Source organism: Sorangium sp. So ce693 (genome assembly GCF_051521375.1).
Taxonomy (GTDB): Bacteria; Myxococcota_A; Polyangia; order Polyangiales; family Polyangiaceae; genus Sorangium; species Sorangium atrum.
Genome location: NZ_CP150347.1, coordinates 2408421 through 2427666, shown reverse-complemented (window position 1 = coordinate 2427666; position 19246 = coordinate 2408421). Strand labels below are relative to the sequence as shown.

The following is a 19246-nucleotide window of genomic DNA, read 5'->3' as shown; positions in this document are numbered from 1 at the left end:
GCCCTTCGCGAGGTGGGCTCCCTCAGCGACGAGGAAGCGGGTCCCCCGCCGGGATCCGCCCTTCCTCAACGACCACGACGTACGGCGGCAGGCGGCCCGCACGCACCGCGCGGACGTCGGCGCGCATCGTCGCCGCGTCGGGGTAACGCTCGACCTTGTGGAACGCGAGGGCGCGACCCACGACGTCGCGCACGTCGCACACCTCCGAGGGCACGTCCGGCGCCCACAGCGCGAGCGACGACGCCCGCTCCGTCGCCGCGGCGATGAGCAGGCGCGCATCGGCCGCATCGCCGTGGATCGCGCGACCGGAGAGCACCCGAAACATCGTGGCGCCCAGGCCGAAGACGTCGGTCCGGCCGTCGATCTCGCGAACCATCCCCGTCGCCTGCTCGGGCGCCATGTACTCGCTCGTACCGAGCGCCATGCTCTCGAGGCTCACTCGATCCGTTGCGCCCCCCCTCCGCCACCCCCTCGCGGCTCACTCGATCCGTTGCGCCCCCCCTCCGCCACCCCCTCGCGCATGTCCGCCCGTGTCGGCGGCCCGCATGAGCGCCTGAGTTCCTCCTGGTTCTGCGTCCGCGGTAGGCCCCCGGAGGGGGTGCTCGTCGCGCGGGCGCGGGGTGGGGATGGGCCGATGTCTGAGCCTGAGCCCTCTCTCCTCCGGCTCTGCCGGAGGAGAGAGGGCTCAGGCGAGTTCGGCGGGGCCCCACCCCGCGCCCGCGCGACGAGCACCCCCTCCGGGGGCCGGGCGTCTCGGCAACACCTCTCTCACATCCAGGGAGCGAGTTCGGCGGGGCCCCACCCCGCGCCCGCGCGACGAGCACCCCCTCCGGGGGCCAGGCGTCTCGGCAACACCTCTCTCACAGCCAGTGACGAACTCAGGCGACGCGTTACCAGCTTCCGGCGTCCGCTCGTGGATGCGCCTCCGCCGCTATCCCTTCCGCTCCTTCCACGGATCGTCCTGATACAGATAGTTCGGCTTCAGGATCTTGTTCTCCATGTTCGTGTGGAACACCGCCATGGTCGACGCCGACATCGGCGGAACGATCCACGTCCAGTCCGCATAGACCGGACGCTCGCACTGCCGCTCCTGCTGCTCGAACTTCTTGAAGTACTCCGACAGCGTGTGGTGGTCCATCATCCGCACCTTGGCCTGCCGGAACGAGTGCAGCACCGCGACGTTCAGCTCGACCAGCGCCGCGTCCTGCCACAGCGTGTCGCTGCGCGTCCGGTCCAGCCCGAGGCGAACCGCGATGAGCGGCAGCTGATCGTACCGCGTCACGTCGCTCAGGTTGCGCGCGCCGATCTCGGTGCCCATGTAAAAGCCGTTGAACGGCGCTGCCGTGTACTGGATCCCCCCGAGATCGAGGGCCAAGTTGGAGACCGCCGGCAGCGCGTGCCACTTCAGCCCGAGCTCGGCGAACCATCCATACCGGGGGTGCTCGATCGGCACCTCGAGCACCTTCTCCCGCGGCAGCTCGAACCACTTCGGCCGGCCATCGCCGATCTGGATGATCAGCGGCAGCAGATCGAAGCGCGTCCGCTCACCGCCCGGCCAGCCCAGCGCGAGCGCCTGGTCCGTCAGCTCCACGTTCCCAGGATCGCCGAGGATGCCGCCCTCCGGGAGCCGGTAGCCCGCATAGCGGACCAGCTGGCCGTTCCAGATGCGGATCCGCGGCTCACCCGGCCTGAACACCGTCATGGTCGCCCGGATGTCGCCCCCGTTGGTCGCCAGATCGAGGTGCTCCACCAGCGCCTGGAAGATCTCCTCCTCCGTCTTCAGGTGGCGCAGGTCGCGCACGTGGAGCGTCGACCAGAAGAAGCGCCCGATGCAGCGCGAGCTGTTGCGCCACGCGAGCCGGGCGCCATAGGCGAGCTCGTCGGGCAGGTGCGTGTACGTCCCGTGCTTCTCCAGGCTCGCCCGCACCTCCTGCCAGCGCTCTTCCACCGCCGAGGGCACCCCGAGCTCCGCGTAGCACTGGCGCAGGAACGCTTCGGCCTCGGTCGGCACCGCCTCGGGCGCGGTGGGGGTCACGTGGAACGACCCGTGCTCGACCGGACACACGCCGCCAGCCGCCCGCGCCGCGCCGGCGCGCCGGAGCGGCGTCGGGCGGACCTCGCCGGCGGTGTCGACGTTCGAGCTGAACAGCTCCTGCTCGATGGCGTCCGGCGGCCAGCCCACCGCGCGCAGGTGCTCCTGCGCGTCGCGCATGAAGGCATCGGGTCCGCACACGAGCGCCCGCGATCCCGGCCGGTAAGGATACAGCTCGGCCACCTGCTCCCTGGACAGCCGCCCCTCCGCCTTCGTCGCCCGCAAGCGGAACGCGACGCCGGGCGTCCGGCCGGCGATCGCGCGCAGATCCTCCTCGAAATAGGCGAAATCCGCGGCGCGCGACGCCGACCAGTCGAGGAGGAAGGCCCGCGCGTCGGGGCGGCCGGCCCTCCCGTCGAGCGCCCGCAGCATCGCCATCGCCGGCGTGACGCCGATCCCGCCCGCGAGGAACACCACCCGCTCCACGGGCGGCGCCGGAAGGACGAAGCTGCCCTTCGGCGCCGACGCGCGGAGCAGCGAGGCCGCGGCGCGCTCGCACAGCCACCGCGAGAACACCCCGAGCTCCTCGCGCTTCACCGTGATCTCGTAGTCGCCGCCGGCGCGCGCCGGCGCCGAGAGCGTGTACGCGCGCGCCACCCAGCGCCGATCGAGGTAGCCCTGCACGAGCACGTGCTGCCCGGGCACCGACGCCGCAGGCGCGCCGCCCACCGGCGCGAGCGTGATCTGGAAGATCCCGGGGGAGAGCTCCCGCGCGGCCTTCACCTCGGCCTGCTGGAGGCTCGATCCGCCGAACATCTCGGCGACCGCCGGGGCGCAGCCGCCGCAGATCTGGCCCGCCCGCGTCCGCTCCGACAGCTCGGCGGGCGTCGCGCACCCGGCCTCGATGAGGCTCGTGATCTGCCCGCGCTTGACCCCGGCGCAGTTGCACACGACCTCGTTCGGCTCGAACAGCGCCGCAGGCTGATCGATCTTCAGCTCGCCGAGCTCCCGGAACGTCGTGAGCTGCCAGCCGGGCAGCGGGCCGCGCGCCATGAGCAGCCGCATCGCCGAGGGGAGGTCCTGCCATTCGCCCTCGACGTGCAGCCCCGTGAGCTGCCCGCTCGACACGAGCAGCGCCCGGCGCTTGTCGCGATCCCCGCACGGCACCCACCGGAGGCTCTCCGCGGGGGCGTCGAGCCACCGCGCCGAGACGCCGCTCCCGTCGAGCGCGCGGGAGAGCGACAGGATGCGACCGCCGCCGTCCACGATCTTCGAGATCGCGGCCTCCTTGCCCGCCAGGGCGCCCATCGCGGCGCTGCTCTCGACGACCCCCTCGCGCCGCGAGAGCAGCCCCTGCCCGGGCAGGAGGTGGACGTTGACGAAATCGAGCGCGTGCCGCTCGGCCCAGGCGTCGACGCTCGCGGGCGGCAGCTCGAGCCAGGCCTCGTCGGACCCGCGGACGTCCGCGGGGATCCCCTCCCTGGCCAGGCTCGCCCAGCCCTCGATCAGCGCCTCGGCCGCCGCCTTCCGCAGGCCCGCCTGGACCAGCGCCGCCACGACTTGATCGGCAGGCGTGTCCACGTACCGGAGCTCGAACGAGTCCTCGCGCAGCAGCTGCTGGACGAGGTTGTCGAGCCGCCCCCGCAGCCCGGCGGTGAACTCCTCGAAGTCGACGGTCCCGTCCCCGGTCGTGTCCGCGGCCAGGAGCAGCGCCTTCGCCTCGTCGGCGTGCATCCCGAGGCCGGTGAGGTACGGTAGGAGCTCGTCCTCGCTGAGCTTGCGGTTGTGGTCGCGATCGATCTCCTCGAACCGGCGCCACGCGAAGCGCTCGCTCGTCAGGCCGGCGCGGAGGCCGCGGGAGAGCGCGGCCGCCACCTCGGTGCCCGAGCACGCGGCGGGGCCGCAGACGACGGGCGCCGGCGCGCCGGGCTGCTCGAGCGCACGGATCGCCCTGCGGGCCACGTCCGCAGGCGCCACCCAGGGCAACGCGCCGCCGCCGAGCGGCAGCGGCAGCGCGCGACGGAGCCGGATGTCCTCGCGCCAGAGGCTGAGCGCGCTCAGCAGCGGTCCGTGCCACACCGTCGTCACCGGCTGGCCGGAGGCGCGCACGGACGCCTCAGCGTCGCGGATCTGCTGCCCCACCCGGCTCGAGGGAGGGAAGTACGGAGCCACCCAGAGGAGGTGCGACGCGCCCACCTCCCTCGCCGACGCGAGGAAGGTCCGCGCGGCCACGAGCGGATAGGCGAGATCCGCGGTGCTCATCACGAGCGCGATGGCCCGCTCCGCGGGCTCGATCGGCAGCGACTGGAGGAAGGAGGCGAGGTCGTTTCTGGGCTCGGAACAGACGATCTTGAGGAAGCTCATGGTGCTCGGCAGGGGCAGCCGCGAAGGAGCGCAACCGCCCTCGCGGCCGCCGGGCGGCATCGACGATCGATGGCGGATGGCTGCGCGCAGGCGCGGAGCGCTCCGCCCCAGGATACGGCGCATCCCCCGGCCGGCCGAAACCCGAAAACGCCCGCGCGATCCGGCACACACCGCCGCACCCAGGCCGCCAGGGTGCGCGCGGCGTAAGGCGATCCCCTGTTTTGCGTCGAGGAGATCCGTCCGCGCGTCACAATCTGCCCCATGATGGGGCACTTTGGTGCGCCGGCCTGCGCTGTCACCGCGTCTGGGCGCGACGCCGACGCGTCACCGCTCGACGGTCCCGCCGCTGGCAGCCGCGGGGCGTCACCCAGACCTCGCCCGTTCGTCCGGGTCGACGGGCGAGCGTCCTCCGCCGCATTCGCGGGAAATCCGACATGAAGGGAGACCAGGCGAACGAGCGTGCAAGCGCCTGTCGCGCGCGCTCGAGCGCTGTTCTGCGTGCGCTCGTACATCCTGTGGCTGTGTACGACTGCGGACCGGACATACGGGCACGATCCTTGAATTCGCCCGCTCAGCGCAGCCATGAAGACCCTTACTTCGGATCAACCCCTGGCGATGAGGAGCAAGCAGACGCGGTCATTGGCTGCGTCCCATCCCGCGGCATCCGCCCCGCGTCATCCCGTCCTGCAGGGCGTGACGATGGCGCCGGCGAACGTCTCCGAGGCGCTGGTCGCGCTCGAGACGGTCGCCGCGCGGCTGCGCGAGAGGAACGATCCGCGGGCGGTGTTCCCCGACGTCTACGCCGTGATCACGCGCCGCGTGAAAGAGGCGGTCGGCGCCGGCTCGGACGGCCGGTTCCTCGAGCCGGCGTGGATCTCGCGCCTGGCGGGGATCTTCTGCGAGTACTACCTGACGGCCCTCGCGGCGTCGCTGGAAGGGCGGTCGACGGGCGTCGAGGCGTGGGACGTCGCGTTCCGGTGCGCCAGCGCGGGCGGGGCGGCGGCGGCGGTGCACGGGCTGCTCGGCATCAACGCGCACATCAACTACGACCTGGCCCTCGGGCTCTACCGGAACATCGTCCAGCACGGCGCGGCGCAGGACGCCCGGCTTCTCGGGCGCTACCGTCACGACCACGACCTTGTGAATGAAATTCTCGCGGCGGCGATGCCGGAGATCTTCGCGATCCTGCGCGTTCGTTATGGTTGCCCGCTCGCCCGGGTCGCGACCTTCAGCCGGGACGTGGAGCGCGCCGTCTCGAGCGTCGTGATGTACCTGCTCAAGTGCTGGCGGGACCGGGTCTGGACCGACCTGCTCTCCTTGCTCGCGACGCTCGGGCACACGGGCGAGACGGGCAAGCGCGCGGTGCTCGCCCGGATGAACCAGCGTTCGGGGAAGATCGCCCGTACGTTCGCGGCGGGCCATGGAGCGCTCCGCGTCGGGGCGCCGCTCGCCAGCGGCGCCGCCCTCACGCTGGCCCTGGCTGCCTGACGCGGGCCATCCCCGCGAGCTGACCGCAGGCGCCGCCCACGTCGCGCCCCCGCGGCCGCCGCACGAGCGTCGTCACGCCAAGGCCGGACAGCCGCGCCACGAAGGCGTCGAGCCGCGCGGCGGACGGCGGGCGTAGCGCCGGATCCGGGCCGGGGTTGCAGGGGATGACGTTCACCCTGCACCGGAGCCCGGCGACGTACGCCGCGAGCAGATCCGCGTCCTCCGGGGCGTCGTTGAAGCGATCGAAGAGCACGTACTCGAAGAGCACGCGCCGCCCCTGCGGCAGCGCTCGCGCGATCGCCTCCTTCAGCGCCGCCATCGAGAAGCGCGCGTTCACGGGCATGATCGCCTGCCTGCGGGCGTCGTCCGGGGCGTTGAGGCTGACGGCGAGCTCCGCCCGCGCCTCGCGGAAGAACGGCTCGATCTTGTCCGCCACCCCGACGGTGCTCACGGTGACGTGCGACGGCGCGAACCGGAAGGCCCGCGGATCGGTGAGCAGCCGGATGGCCTTCAGCACCTCGCCGAGGTTATCGAACGGCTCCCCCATCCCCATGAAGACGAGGTTCCTGAGGGGCGCGCCGCCGCGCTCGGCCGCGAGCGCCCGCGCGATCCGGACCTGATCGACGATCTCGCCGGCGGCGAGCTGGCGCTCGAGCCCGAGCCGCCCCGTCTCGCAGAACGAGCAGGCCCGGGCGCAGCCGACCTGGCTCGAGACGCAGAGCGTGGTGCGGGCAGGCCCCGGGATGAGCACCGACTCGATGAGCGCGCCGTCGCGCGTGCGGAGGACGAGCCGGAGCGTGTCGTCCTGCGCCGGCGCCCGCTCGGCGATCTCGAGCGACGGCGCCGGATCGAGCTCGAGCAACGCCTCGTGCGCCCAGGCCCCGACGCCCAGGGCGGCGAGCGCGCGGGCGTCCCAGGCCGGCGCAGGCACAGGCGCGCCCGGCTCGGCGCCGAAGGCGTGGCGCACCACCTTGCCGGCGACCGAGCGCGCCGCCGACGCCGTGCCGCCGGCCCGGCAGAGCAGCTCCGCGAGCGAGGCCGCGTCGTGGTCGGCGAGCTGCGCGCGCCGACGTGGGACGCGCGCGCTCCTCCGGATCAGCGGGCGCCCCGCGACCTGCGCCGGCGGGTCGCCGGCGCGCGGGGGCGACGCCATCTCTTCGGGGATCTCCGGAACGCGCATGCGCACCCGCTAGCACGCCGCGCGCGGCGCCGCGCGGCCCAGCGACGCCGAGCTTGTCAATCGCATGTCGATCGCCACCCGAAAGACAAGCGAGAACTCGCCCGGCGCCCCCTGTCCGACACGAAACCTGCGCGTCGTCTGGGGCCATCAGGTGGCCAATCTGTGGACAAGCATGTGGACTGTCAAACCGGGCTCGGGAACGTGATTTTTGGGTTGCAGATTGGTTCCGAAGGAGGGAGTTTAGCGCCCGGAAGTCGGGCGGCGCGCCGGGCAACGGAGCGCCAGAAATCGCAGAAAAATCAATTGCATCGGTGTGGGCGGCGCGTCCATGCCCGGGCTGGCTTCGGCTGGCGCCGGCGCTTGGAGGGGTTGCCGCCCCGCGATCGGCGCAGGATCCGGCAGCTCCGCGGAGGTGTCAGGGTCCCACGGGGTTTCCACAACCTGGGAACAACCTGTGGATTATTTGTCCCTCCTGCGCGTGGCGTGTTCCAGGATCGGGTGAGCGGGGCTCCAGCGCCCGAGCTTTTCTACCGCTCGCGGACGCACCGGTGGGCTACGTTGCGGGCCGATGTCCGCACGCAACGGCCCTGTTTCCCGCGCGCCGCGCGCGCTCCTCGCGATCGCGGGGGGCGTCGCCGGGTGGCTCGCCGCGGGCGCCGCGGCCGCGCAGGCTCCGCCGCGGAATGCGCAGGCGGAGGCGGCCCTGAAGGAGGCGATGGGGACCGACTACCTCGAGACGCGGTTCGCCCAGGCGGAGCGCAAGCTCCGGGCCGCGCTCGACGCCTGCGGCGAGTCAGGCTGCTCGCCTGCGGTCAAGGCGAGGCTGCTGGTCGCGCTGGGCACCGTGCTCGCTCAGGGCAGAAAGGGGCTGGAGGACGCGCGCGGCGCCTTCGCCGACGCCCTCCGCGTCGATCCGTCGGCGAAGCTGGACCCGGATCTGGCGAACCCGGAGGCCTCGTCCGCGTTCGAGCAGGCGCGCGCGGCCACCGGCGCCGGGGCAGCCGGGTCGCCCGCGGCGCCTGGAGCGGCCGGGTCGCCCGCGGCGCCTGGAGCGGCCGGGTCGCCCGCGGAGGGCGAGGCGGCGGAGGGGCAGATCCAGATCGCGCCCCTGCCCGAGCAGCGCGTCCGCACGCCCGTTCCGCTCTATGTCGAGGTCCCCGCCGAGCTGCTGCCCAGCGTGAAGCAGGTGACTGTCTGGTACCTGGCGCCCGGCGAGCGCGAGGTCCGCTCCCTCGTCATGAAGAAGCTGCGGGGCCAGGGGTTCGGCATCAACGTGCCCTGCGCCGCGGTGGGAAAGAAGGGGACGCTCCGCTACCACGTCGCGGCCATCGACGAGGACGGCGCGATCCTCGCGAGCGCGGGCGCGCGCGACGCCCCGCTGATCACGCAGATCCGGGAGAGCATCACCTCGGCGCCGCCCCGCTGGCCCGGTCACGCTCCGCCGGCGGAGTGCGCGGCTCCGGAGCAGGAGCGCCCGCGGCAATGCCTCGACGACCGGCAGTGCAGCCGCGGGCTCGCCTGTGCCGGCGGCGCGTGCGTCGCGCGACCCGCAGCGGAGGCTGCGCCGGATGTCCGGAGGAGCTGGGTCGCCCTCACCTTCTCCCCCGACGTTGCGCTGCTCTCCGGCCGGGACGTGTGCACCGTCGCGTCGCAGCGGAGCGACCATTTCGTGTGCCTCCGCGGCGACGGGACCCGGTACGACGGCACGCCGACGCCGGACGTCGCGAACGACGTGAACCTCGGCTTCGCGCTCGCGACGTCGCGGGTGACGATCGCCTACGATCGGCTGGTCCTCGACAACCTCACGGTCGGCGGCCGCGTCGGCTTCGCGGCCGGCGGCACGACGGGGGGCGGCGCCTCGTTCCTGCCGCTCCACCTCGAGGCGCGCGCGCAGTACTTCCTCGGCGCGCGGCCCTTCGAGCAGCTCGGCGCGCGCCCGTTCGTGCTCGCCGCGGCCGGGGTCGCGCAGGTCGACACCGAGGTCGACGTGGAGGTCCTCGAGGACGCGACCGCTTGCGGGGCCGACCCCTCCGACAGGACGAGCCCCTGCACGAGGCCGGGGGCGAGCGGGAGGGTCGAGGCCCGGCGACAGACGCTGCTCGCGACCCGGCAAGCGGGCCAGGGGTTCGCGTCGGTCGGCGCAGGCGTTGCCTATGCGCCGATCGAGGCCCTCTCACTGAACCTCGCGCTCCGCGCGAGCCTCACCTTTCCTGCCGTGACCACCGTCCTCTCCCCGGAGGTCGGTCTTTCCCTGGGGTTCTGAATGGCTGACACGTCGGATCTGCGCCGGGGGGCGACTCCCCCTGGCGCGCTGCGCAACCCGAAGATCGATGCGGCGATCGAGCGCGCCGTGCAGCTCGGCGATCCGGCCGAGCTGCTCGCGCTGCTCGACCGCAGCTCCGGGCTGCCCGCCCGGCGCGGCGGGGTGCGCGCGCCCGGCCCCGACCTCGGGCCGAACGCCCCCTTGCCACGCGTGAACCTGGACCTCGCGCGGGCGGTCGGCGCGGCGATCGCGGACCGCGGCGCGCCGGCCGAGCGGCTCGTGCGGGCGCTCTGCTCGACCGCCGAGGAGTACGCGCTCATCGTGGCGGCGCAGGCGCTCGCGTCGCTCGCGGCGCGGGCGGGCGGAGCGGGGCAGGCGCCGCGCGCGGGCGGGGCGCGCCGCGGGAAGGGCGGGCTGGATCCGCTCGAGGCGCTCGAGGAGCTGGCCGAGGACCCGCGGCGCGTCGTGCGCGACGGGGTGGTGGCGGCGCTCCGCGCCGTCATCGCGGCGCGCGGCGACGCGGTGGTCGCCGAGCTCTCGTCCTGGACCGACGGCTACCTGCAGGCGTACGTCGCGCTCGAGGCGCTCGCCGAGCGCACGCTGCTCGCCCGGCTCTCCGCGGGCGCGGAGGTCGTCGAGCGCCTCGAGGAGGCGTTCGTGCTCTCGGATCGCTCCCCGCGCGCGGACGAGCGGCTGCAGGGCCTGCGCCTGCTCCGGCAGGGGATGCCCGCGCAGATCGCGGCCCTCGCCGGCCGCTTCCCCGAGGTCGTGCGCTGGCTCGAGGAGAAGACGCGGGCGGAGCGCCCCGAGTCGCGCGACGTCGTGGCGGACGCGATCGCGGCGCTCCGGAAGACGTCCTTCTCGGATGCGGAGGTCGACCGCCTGTCGGCGGCGCTCGGCGCGACCGCCCCGACGCCGCGCTACGCGGCGCGCATCGTCCAGGGGACGCGCAAGCGGAGCAAGGGGCGGCGGTAGGAGACGACAGGGCCTGGGCCGCCGGTGCGAAGAGCGCCGAAACGCAACAGATCAGGCGGCCTCCTGCGACCCCTCCAGCGCTCCGACGCCGCCCTGCTGCTCCCGGGCGGCCTCGGTGAACAGGAACTGCAGCGCCCCCGGCGCGCGCCGGCGCCACGCGTCCTCGGAGTGGGTCCCATCCTCGTCCAGGCAGAACAGCAGGTTGTCCTCCCTGTAGCCCTGCTGGCGAAGTTGCTCGACCAGCCGCGCGGCGTCGCGCAGCACCGAGCCGCCGTCCTCCTGAGCGCCGGCGTCGACGTACAGCCGCGAGCTTGCCGGGACAGCCAACGACGCGAGGACGTCGAAGATCTTCCGCTCGGCGAACCAGAGCGATGGCGACATGCAGAGCGCGGCCCCGAACACGTCGGGGCAACGCCAATGGGCATAGAGCGCCGCGAGGCCCCCCATGGATGAGCCGCCAATGGCCGTGCTGGCCGGGTCGCGCCTCACCGCGAAGCGCTCCTGTACGGCCGGCACGATCTCGGAGGTGAGCCAGCCCAGAAAATCGTCGAGCTTCCCTTCGCTGCCGTCGCCCGGGAACGGCGACAGCTCCGTCAACCGCTCTGGCCCGCCGTGATCGATCCCCACCAGGACCGGCGCTTCGAGACCTCGATTTGCAAGATCATGGACGGCCTCGTGAAGGTGCCACCCTCCGCTGTAGGAGGGGTCGTCGTGAAAGACGTTCTGCCCATCGAACAGAAAGAGCACAGGCGATGGCCGCCCGTCACGCGCCCCCTCGTCGGGCATGTAGACACGCACGTTGCGCTCCCCGTGGAAGCCGGGAATCCGGTACGGACCGAGGAGATAGATGACATGTGTTTTCGCGGAGGTATGCTGTTCCACCGTCCCGGTGTGAAGCAATCACCAGGCCGCCACTCGGCGACTGCTCTCCGCTGCGGCGCGCGGCGCGGCCCAGGCCATCTCGGCTCCCAGACCGCGCCGCGCCGCCATGGCAGAACGCCTCACGCGTGACACGCTGCTGCGAGCAGGCGGCCGCCGCCGCGGATGCCCGGCCTAATTGCAGCTCGCCTCGGAGGCGCCGCCGAACACCGTGGTCCAGTAGGACCCGTAGGTCCCGCCCCCGGTCGCCCGCCCGATGCCGATGACCTTGTAAGCGGAGCCGAGCATGTTCTTGTTGTGGCCGTCCGAGTTCTTCCACTGAGTGAACGTCGCCTGCGCCGCCGAGTTGCCAGCGGCGATGTTCTCGGCCATGGCGGTGCCCCCGCAGCCGAGCTCGTAGCAGGCGTTGCACATGCGGGTCCAGGGCGTCCGGCCGTCGAGGCTCGTGTGCGAGAAATAGTTTTGATCGCGCATGTCCTCGCTGTGCCCCTGAGCAGCGCGGCTCATCGAGGTGCAGGCCGAGAGCGCGCCAAGGCCGTTCTGCGCGCGATACTCGTTGATGATCGTGAGGAACGCCTGCTCCTCGGTGTCGAGCGGAGTCGTGCTGGGCCCGGCGCCGCTGCACATCTGGCAGGCGCCGCAGTCGCTCGAGCAGCTCGAGCAGTCCTCGCCCGCGCCGCAAACCCCATTGCCGCAGACCTCACCGCTCGTCGAGCCGCCCGCGCCTCCCGTGCCGCTCGTCGAGCCGCCCGCGCCTCCCGTACCGCTCGTCGAGCCCCCCGTGCCGCCCGTACCGCTCGTCGAGCCGCCCGCGCCTCCCGCCCCGCCCGCGCCCCCCGTACCGGTCGTCGAGCCTCCCGTACCGCCGGTGCCGCCCGCGCCTCCCGTGCCGCTCGTCGAGCCGCCCGCGCCGCTGCCCGGCGTCGAGGGGCCGCACGCCGCCTGCACGTAAAGCCGCTTCGCGGTCCTCCTGCACGGATCGCCAGAGAAGGTCGCGTTGCTCGCCCGCACGGTACAGCTCGCCTTTCCGAGACACGCGCGCTCCACGACGGCCTTCGACGTCGGCGCGTTGCACGCGGTGGCCGCGTAGCCGCCGCAGACCCCGCGCGGCCTGCCGTAACTCGCGAACTGGATCGCCGTGATGACCTCGCCGGCTGGACAGGAGAGCTCGACGTCCGCGCCCTCCGACGCGGTATCGCAGACCGCCCCCGCGAGCGGCGAGGACTGGTCCTCCGACAGCTCCGCCGACGGCTCCTCGTCGACCTCGGACGAGGCGAGGCAGCCGACGGCAGAACAGCCAGCGAGGAAGGCGAGGACAAGCGTCCTGTGCAAAGCGCTCATGTGCATGCTCCTTGTTCTCTAAGCCCGTCTGAGCCCGACCCATCCCTGCGTCGCGGCGCGCGCCGGCACGTACGCCGGGGCACACGACACCTCGATGGGCCACCCCAGTACAGCGTTGTTCAGGGGGCGGAGTAGCGCACGGCGCGATCCCACGCAGCGCAGCGCCTCCCTTCGATTCGCTCACACCACGGTGTCACCTGGCCGCTGGCATGTCCAGAGACGAAACACTCCGGCGCGCATGATTTGCCGTCGAATCACTGGATCTTTTCAAGAACTGTGAAAACGATCTTCACGACGCTCGATAACACAGGATTTCTTCACGCAAAGGCGGTGTGAGACATGGCCCCAGCGGAACACACCATCTTCCTTGATCCGAAGGGTGGGTGTCCGTGCTCCGACGGCTGACCGCGATCAGCGGCGCGGCTGAGCGGCAGCATCATGCGAGCCTCGATCGGCCGGGCTCATGCATCGATGTGCTCCCCGGAAAGCGGCGGCCGCATGTCAGCAGCATGCCAATCGAACGCCCATGACATTCCGCGCGACTCCCCTGCTCCTCGCCACACCGCCACGCCGCGCAGCTCGCCTGAGGGCCCTCGCCCGCTCACGGCCGCGGCAGAGCTCGTCCCTGCGTCACGCGCGGGGTGGTGGATGTGGCCTCCCGCCGCACGCGCGCGCCGCCTCACCCGCGCGGCGAGGCGGCCGTCGCGCTCGTGGAAAGGCGCCCCGACGACCTGACGACCTGACGCCCTTGCAACGACGGCGCGGCGACCTCGCAGCACGGCCGCTCGGCAGCGAACCGCGAGGCAGCACCCGCGGCGGCTCCTGTGCTATGACCGCAAACCATGCGCCTCAAGGACCGCGTTGTCTTCATCACAGGAGCTTCCCGCGGGATCGGCCGGGCCGTCGCCCTCGCCTGCGCGCGAGAAGGCGCCGATATCGTCGTCGCCGCGAAGACGGAGGTCGCCGAGAACCCGCGCCTCCCGGGCACGATCCACGACGTCGCCCGCGAGGTCGAGCAGCTCGGCCGCCGCGCGCTGCCCATCAAGCTCGATGTCCGCGACGACGAGGCCTGCAGGAGCGCCGTCGCCACCGCCGTCGAGCGCCTCGGGCGCATCGACGCGCTCATCAACAACGCGGGTGCGCTCTGGTGGGCCGATGTCGTGGACACACCCATGAAGAAGTTCGACCTCATCATGGGCATCAACGTGCGCGCGTCGTTCGCCCTCTCGCAGGCCGTCCTCCCCCAGATGATCGCGCAAAAATACGGCCACATCATCATGATGTCGCCCCCCGTCGACGCCGAGGCCTGCGCCCACCACGGGGCCTATGCGGTCTCCAAATTCGGCATGACGATGATCGCCGACGCCATCGCCGGCGAGTACGCGGAGCACAACATCACGGCCCACGCCCTCTGGCCCGCGACCGCGATCGAGAGCTTCGCCACGATCAACTTCGGCCTCGGCGGCCCGGAGCTCTGGCGCAAGGCGGATATCCTCGCCGACGCGACGCTCGCGCTGCTCTCGCGCGAGCCGTCGGCCCGGCGCGGCAAGGCGTGGATCGACGAGGCGCTGCTCCGCGAGGAGGGCGTCACCGACTTCTCGAAGTACCAGTGCGTGCCAGGCGTGGAGCCGCCGCACTTCCCCTTCACCGCGATCCCCAAGGCGACGGCCACCAAATCATGAGGCGCGATCCGTGACCCGCGAGGACGACAAGAAGACGCGCCCCGCCGCCGGCGGCGGCATCGATCCCGGGCCAGAGCTCGCCGCGGTCTTCGACGACCTCGAGACGCTGCTCAAGAACGGCGACGTGATCGAGGCGCTCACGGCGCGCGGGATCAACGCGAGCCTCGCGCTGCTCGCCGCCGACGCGCTCCGCGCCTACCTTGCGGGCCGAAAGGCCGACGCGGCGGAGGACTTCTCGACCGTCGCGGAGGAGATCCGCGGCCGGCTCGCCGCGAGCGCCGAGGCGCAGGGGCCGGACGACGGATCGCCAGGGGAGCCGTCGCGCTCGAACGGGAGGGGCTGAATGGGCACGAGCTTCGAAGCAGAGCAGACACCGAGGCCAGGCGACGGCGCGCGGCCGGCGCCGCCCTGGGAGCCGGCCGCGGCGCTCTCCGGCGCCGACTACTCGGCCGTCGAGCTCGCGCAGGGCGACGATCGCGTGTTCCTCCTCGAGCAGCGCGAGCTGCCCGAGCGCGAGCGCTACCTCACCGTGACCGACTCCGCCGGCGTCGCCGAGGCGATCCGGACCATGGCGGTCCGCGGCGCCCCGGCCATCGGCATCGCCGCGGCGTACGGGATGGCGCTCGCCGCGCGCGCCGCCCGCGACGAGGGCGCCTCCAGCTACGTCGCCGCCATGCGGGCGGCCGGGGAGCACCTCGCCTCCGCCCGGCCCACCGCCGTGAACCTCGGGTGGGCGGTGCGGCGCGCGATCGCCGCGGCCCTGCAGAACGCCGGGCGCCGCGGCGAGGAGCGCGCGCGGGAGCTCGCCGAGCTCGCCCGCGAGATCCACCGGGAAGACGTCGCCGCCTGCCACCAGATGGGCCGCGCCGGCGCGGCGCGCCTGCCGGAGTCGGGCACGGTCCTCACCCACTGCAACGCGGGCGCGCTCGCGACCGGCGGCTACGGCACGGCGCTCGGCGTGATCCGCGCCGCCATCGAGGAGGGCAAGGCGCTCCGCGTGCTCGCGTGCGAGACCCGCCCGTACCTCCAGGGCGCCCGCCTCACCGCCTGGGAGCTCCAGCGGGACGGCATCCCGGTCGAGGTGATCTCCGACTCGATGGCCGCGTGGTTCATGCAGAAGGGCGAGGTCGGCGCCGTCGTCGTCGGGGCCGACCGCATCGCGCGGAACGGCGACGTCGCGAACAAGATCGGGACCTACGGCCTCGCCTGCCTCGCGCGCCACCACGGCATCCCGTTCTACGTGGCCGCCCCGTGGAGCACGATCGACCTCGCCACCGAGAGCGGCACGTCGATTCCCATCGAGGAGCGGAGCCGCGACGAGCTCGCCGTCGTCGGCGGTCGCCGCGTCGTCCCGCCCGGCGTGCCCGTCCGGCACCCGGCCTTCGACGTCACCCCCGCGGAGCTCGTCACAGCCGTCTTCACCGAGCGCGGCAAGCTGACGACGCGCGAGATCAGCCGCTCCGTGCCGCCGGCGCCGCCGGCCGGCTAGCGCCGCGCGCCAGAGGGCGGCGGAGCCGGCGCGCGCCCTCCCCCTCGCGCTCCCCCGCCGCATGGGCTAAGGACACCCCTGATGGCGCAGTTCTCGCCCAAACCTGAATGGCTCAAGGTCCGCGCTCCCGGGGGGGACACGTACCACCACCTCAAGGAGACGTTCCGCAAGCTCGATCTCCACACGGTCTGCGAGGAGGCGCGCTGCCCGAACGTCGGCGAGTGCTGGCGCGAGGGGACCGCGACGGTGATGCTCCTCGGCGACGTGTGCACGCGCGGCTGCCGCTTCTGCGCTGTCACGACGGGCGATCCGCGCGGCGCGGTCGACGTGCGGGAGCCGGAGCACGTGGCCCGCGCCATCGCCCGGCTCTCGCTCCAGTACGTCGTGATGACGATGGTCAACCGCGACGACCTGCTCGACGGCGGCGCCGAGCACGTCGCCCGCACGGTGAGCCGCCTGCACGCGCTCCGGCCCGACCTGCTCATCGAGACGCTGGTCGGCGACTTCCAGGGCCACATGAGCGCCGTCGACATGGTGGTCGACGCCGGGCCCGACGTCTTCGCCCACAACGTGGAGGTCGTCCGCCGCATCACGCGCGTCATCCGCGACGTCCGGTCGAGCTACGACCAGTCGCTCGCCGTGCTCCGGCGCGCGAAGGAGCGCCAGCGGCGCCTCGCCGCCGACGCGGCCGAGGCCGCGGGGGGCAGCGCCCCTGCGCCGCGGCGGCTCACCAAGAGCTCGGTCATGGTCGGCATCGGCGAGACCGACGACGAGGTGCTGGAGGCGCTCCGCGACCTGCGTGCGGCCGGGGTCGACATCGTGACGATCGGCCAGTACCTCCGCCCCTCCTCGAAGCACGCGCCCGTGCAGCGCTTCGTCGAGCCCGAGACCTTCGCCGCGTTCGAGCGCGCGGCGCTCGAGATGGGCTTCCTCTACGCCGCCAGCGCGCCGCTCGTTCGCTCGAGCTACAAGGCGGCCGAGGTCTTCGTCCGCAGCCTGATGGACCGAGGCGGCGCAGCGCTCCCCGCCGCCGCCTCGGGCGCCCCGGCCGGCGAGGCTCCCGCGGGCGCCGCGGCCGTCGAGGCGCTCCTCGAGGAGCGCCTCGCCGTGGCGCGCCGCGAGGCCGCCCGCCTCACCGCAGAGCTCGACCCCGACGAGCCCCGTCCGCCCGGCGGCCCAGCGACGGCGTCGGCGAGCCCCGCGCGCCTCGTCCCGGCAGCCTCCCTGGTCCGCCGCTAGAGCGGCGCTCACCCGAGCGACGCCCACCCGAGCGGCGGCCACCCGCACAGGAGACGGGCCCAGATCGGCGTTTTCGGCGCGCAAGCGCACTCCAGTGCGCTGAGCACCGAAAACGTCGAGATGGGCCCGTATCCGAAGCGGGTGGCCGCCGCTCGCGCCAAGCGCCTTGACGCTTCCGGTCGTTTGGCCGAGCGTATTGCTCGGCAGGAGGGTCCAACACCACGATGTCCGCTCCCATCAACAGGCGCCTCGGCGGCATCGCTCCCGGCGCCTCGCGCCTCGGCTCGGAGGCGCCCCGCGTGCGCGTGGCGTCGATCCTGGCCCAGGCAGCGAGGGCCTACAGCGCGCGCCCTCCGATCGAAGACATCACGATGCCCACCGGCTTCGATCCCGCCGCGGTGGCGCTCTTCGAGACGATCATCGAGGCCGCGTTCCTCGTCGCGAACGCCGACGGCCACTTCGACGACGACGAGCGCGGGCGCTTCCAGGCGATCGTCGCCGGCGCGTGCCAGAACCTCGTCCACGAGAAGCAGCTCGAGGCGCTCCTCGCCGATCTCGGCGAGATGCTGGCCGAGGACGGGCTGGAGAAGCGCATCAGCATGGTCGCCCGCACGATCGCGCGGACCGAGCACCAGCGCGAGGTGCTCCGCGTGGCGGCCTCCATGGCGCACGCCTCCGGCGGCGTGAGCGCGCAGGAGCACGGCGTGCTCGAGCAGCTCGCGCGCGGGTTCAAGCTCGATGCGGCTGCCGTCGATGAGGCCCTCGCGCAGGCAGCCGAGCCCGTGAACGTCTAGCGTGGACATCAGCGCCGCCGCGTACGGCGGGAGACGCGCATCAGGGCGCGCGCGGGTTCGAGCTCGCCGCGGCGAGTCAAACCCCGGGCGAGATCGCTGCGACGAGTCAACGTCACATCAACGTCACGCGTAAAGCGAATGAGCGTGCGCCGCTTCTGGGCACTGGTCTCGGGCAGCGCCTTTGATTAGTGTCCCGCGAACCGATGAGCACCGCGACGTACTCCACCGACCGCCCGCCGAACGTCTCAGGGGCAAGCCTCGAGCCGCAGGCTGCCGTCGCGCGGCACCCGCTCGATACGTGTGCCGACGACGTGATCAAGGTCCTGCGCGACGACGGCTCGCTCGACCCCGCGCACGATCCGAAGCTCGAGCCATCGGAGGTGATCGCCCTCTACAAGGCGATGCTGCGCGTGCGCCGGCTCGACGAGCGCCTCGTGGCGCTGCAGCGCCAGGGGCGGGTCGGGTTCCACGTCGGCTCGCTCGGCGAGGAGGCGGCGATCCTCGGCAGCGTCTCCGCGACGCGGCCTCAGGACTGGGTGTTCCCGTGCTACCGCGAGTTCGGCGCTGCGCTCTGGCGAGGGCTGCCGCTCCAGCGGTACATCGACAACATGTTCGGCAACGCCAACGACACGGTGAAGGGGCGGCAAATGCCGGACCACTACACCTACCGCGAGGGCCACTTCGGCTCGGTGAGCTCGCCCATCGGCACGCAGATCACCCAGGCTGTCGGCTTCGCGTGGGCCGCGAAGCTGAAGCGCGACGAGCTCGTCACGCTGTCCTACTTCGGCGACGGCGCGACGAGCTCGTCGGACTTCCACAGCGGCCTGAACTTCGCGGGCGTGTTCAAGGTGCCGACCATCTTCTTCTGCCGGAACAACGGCTGGGCGATCAGCGTGCCGACCGAGCGCCAGACGGCGAGCAACACGTTCGCGTCCAAGGGGGTCGCGTACGGCGTCCCCGCGGTGCGGGTCGACGGCAACGACCTGTTCGCCGTGGTGAAGGTGACCCGCGACGCGATCGCGCGCGCCGCGGCCGGCGAGGGCCCGACGCTCATCGAGGCCATGACGTACCGCCTCTCGGGCCACTCGACGAACGACGACCCGAAGGCGTACCGCCCCGACGCGTGGCTGGATCCGTGGCGACGGCTCGATCCGATCGCGCGGCTGCGGCAGCACCTCGAGCGCACCCAGGGCTGGACCGAGGCGCAGGATCGCGAGATCGAGGCGGCGCTCGACGCGGAGGTCAAGGCCTGCATCGCGGTCTCGGAGAAGGTTCCGCCGCCGTCGCTCGACTCGATGTTCGAGGACGTCTATGCGGAGCCGCCCTGGCACCTCGTGGAGCAGCGGGAACAGCTGAAGGCGGGCCCGAGGGCCAAGGGCCACGGCGACCACTAGGTCGCGGGGGCGGCGTGGACCGCGCGGCGGCTCGCCGCGCGGCGCCGGCGCGGCGGAGGTGGGGCCGCCGCCGGCGATCGACGGGGCCCCCAGGGGAGCCGGGGCACCGGCGAGGTTGTACCCCCA

14 protein-coding genes are annotated in these 19246 nt (G+C 72.9%); 9 read left to right on the top strand and 5 right to left on the bottom strand.

Going from position 1 to position 19246, the window contains the following annotated elements:
- Positions 1-22: 22 nt before the first annotated feature.
- Both WMF14_RS09290 and WMF14_RS09285 read right to left on the bottom strand, forming a co-directional pair.
- Positions 23-439: a hypothetical protein gene (locus WMF14_RS09290; protein ID WP_437800180.1), complete on the bottom strand. Its 417-nt coding sequence runs from the start codon at positions 437-439 to the stop codon at positions 23-25.
- A 492-nt stretch (positions 440-931) separates the two neighbouring features.
- A complete protein-coding gene (locus WMF14_RS09285) occupies positions 932-4396 on the bottom strand; it encodes a nitric oxide synthase oxygenase (protein ID WP_437800178.1) in 3465 nt (1154 codons plus the stop codon).
- A gap of 699 nt (positions 4397-5095) precedes the next feature.
- Here WMF14_RS09285 and WMF14_RS09280 point away from each other — a divergent pair.
- Complete coding sequence (locus WMF14_RS09280; protein ID WP_437800176.1) at positions 5096-5884, top strand: DUF5995 family protein; 789 nt, start codon at positions 5096-5098, stop codon at positions 5882-5884.
- Here WMF14_RS09280 and rlmN read toward each other — a convergent pair.
- A complete protein-coding gene (rlmN, locus tag WMF14_RS09275; RefSeq protein ID WP_437800174.1) occupies positions 5862-7064 on the bottom strand; it encodes a 23S rRNA (adenine(2503)-C(2))-methyltransferase RlmN in 1203 nt (400 codons plus the stop codon). The genes WMF14_RS09280 and rlmN overlap by 23 nt on opposite strands.
- Positions 7065-7632: 568 nt before the next feature.
- Here rlmN and WMF14_RS09270 point away from each other — a divergent pair.
- A complete protein-coding gene (locus WMF14_RS09270; RefSeq protein ID WP_437800172.1) occupies positions 7633-9327 on the top strand; it encodes a hypothetical protein in 1695 nt (564 codons plus the stop codon).
- Complete coding sequence (locus WMF14_RS09265) at positions 9328-10302, top strand: hypothetical protein (protein ID WP_437800170.1); 975 nt, start codon at positions 9328-9330, stop codon at positions 10300-10302.
- Positions 10303-10353: 51 nt separating this feature from the next.
- Here WMF14_RS09265 and WMF14_RS09260 read toward each other — a convergent pair whose 3' ends face one another.
- Together WMF14_RS09260 and WMF14_RS09255 are read right to left on the bottom strand one after the other, a co-directional pair.
- Positions 10354-11184, bottom strand: coding sequence for an alpha/beta hydrolase (locus tag WMF14_RS09260; protein ID WP_437800168.1), 831 nt, complete (start codon positions 11182-11184; stop codon positions 10354-10356).
- Between the two features lie 171 nt (positions 11185-11355).
- On the bottom strand, positions 11356-12522 hold the full coding sequence (locus tag WMF14_RS09255) for a CAP domain-containing protein (RefSeq protein ID WP_437800166.1): 1167 nt from the start codon (positions 12520-12522) through the stop codon (positions 11356-11358).
- An 842-nt stretch (positions 12523-13364) separates the two neighbouring features.
- Here WMF14_RS09255 and WMF14_RS09250 point away from each other — a divergent pair.
- The 6 genes from WMF14_RS09250 (at position 13365) to WMF14_RS09225 (ending at position 19120) form a co-directional block, all read left to right on the top strand.
- Entirely contained in the window at positions 13365-14204 is an 840-nt protein-coding gene (locus WMF14_RS09250) for an SDR family oxidoreductase (protein WP_437800165.1), read from the top strand.
- 10 nt (positions 14205-14214) lie between these two features.
- Entirely contained in the window at positions 14215-14547 is a 333-nt protein-coding gene (locus WMF14_RS09245; protein ID WP_272101253.1) for a hypothetical protein, read from the top strand.
- Entirely contained in the window at positions 14548-15693 is a 1146-nt protein-coding gene (mtnA, locus tag WMF14_RS09240) for an S-methyl-5-thioribose-1-phosphate isomerase (RefSeq protein ID WP_437800163.1), read from the top strand.
- Positions 15694-15774: 81 nt separating this feature from the next.
- Entirely contained in the window at positions 15775-16932 is a 1158-nt protein-coding gene (lipA, locus tag WMF14_RS09235; RefSeq protein ID WP_437800161.1) for a lipoyl synthase, read from the top strand.
- A 224-nt stretch (positions 16933-17156) separates the two neighbouring features.
- On the top strand, positions 17157-17726 hold the full coding sequence (locus tag WMF14_RS09230) for a tellurite resistance TerB family protein (RefSeq protein WP_437800159.1): 570 nt from the start codon (positions 17157-17159) through the stop codon (positions 17724-17726).
- Positions 17727-17929: 203 nt separating this feature from the next.
- Positions 17930-19120, top strand: a complete 1191-nt coding sequence (locus tag WMF14_RS09225) for a thiamine pyrophosphate-dependent dehydrogenase E1 component subunit alpha (protein ID WP_437800158.1) — start codon at positions 17930-17932, stop codon at positions 19118-19120.
- The last annotated feature ends 126 nt before the right edge of the window (positions 19121-19246 follow it).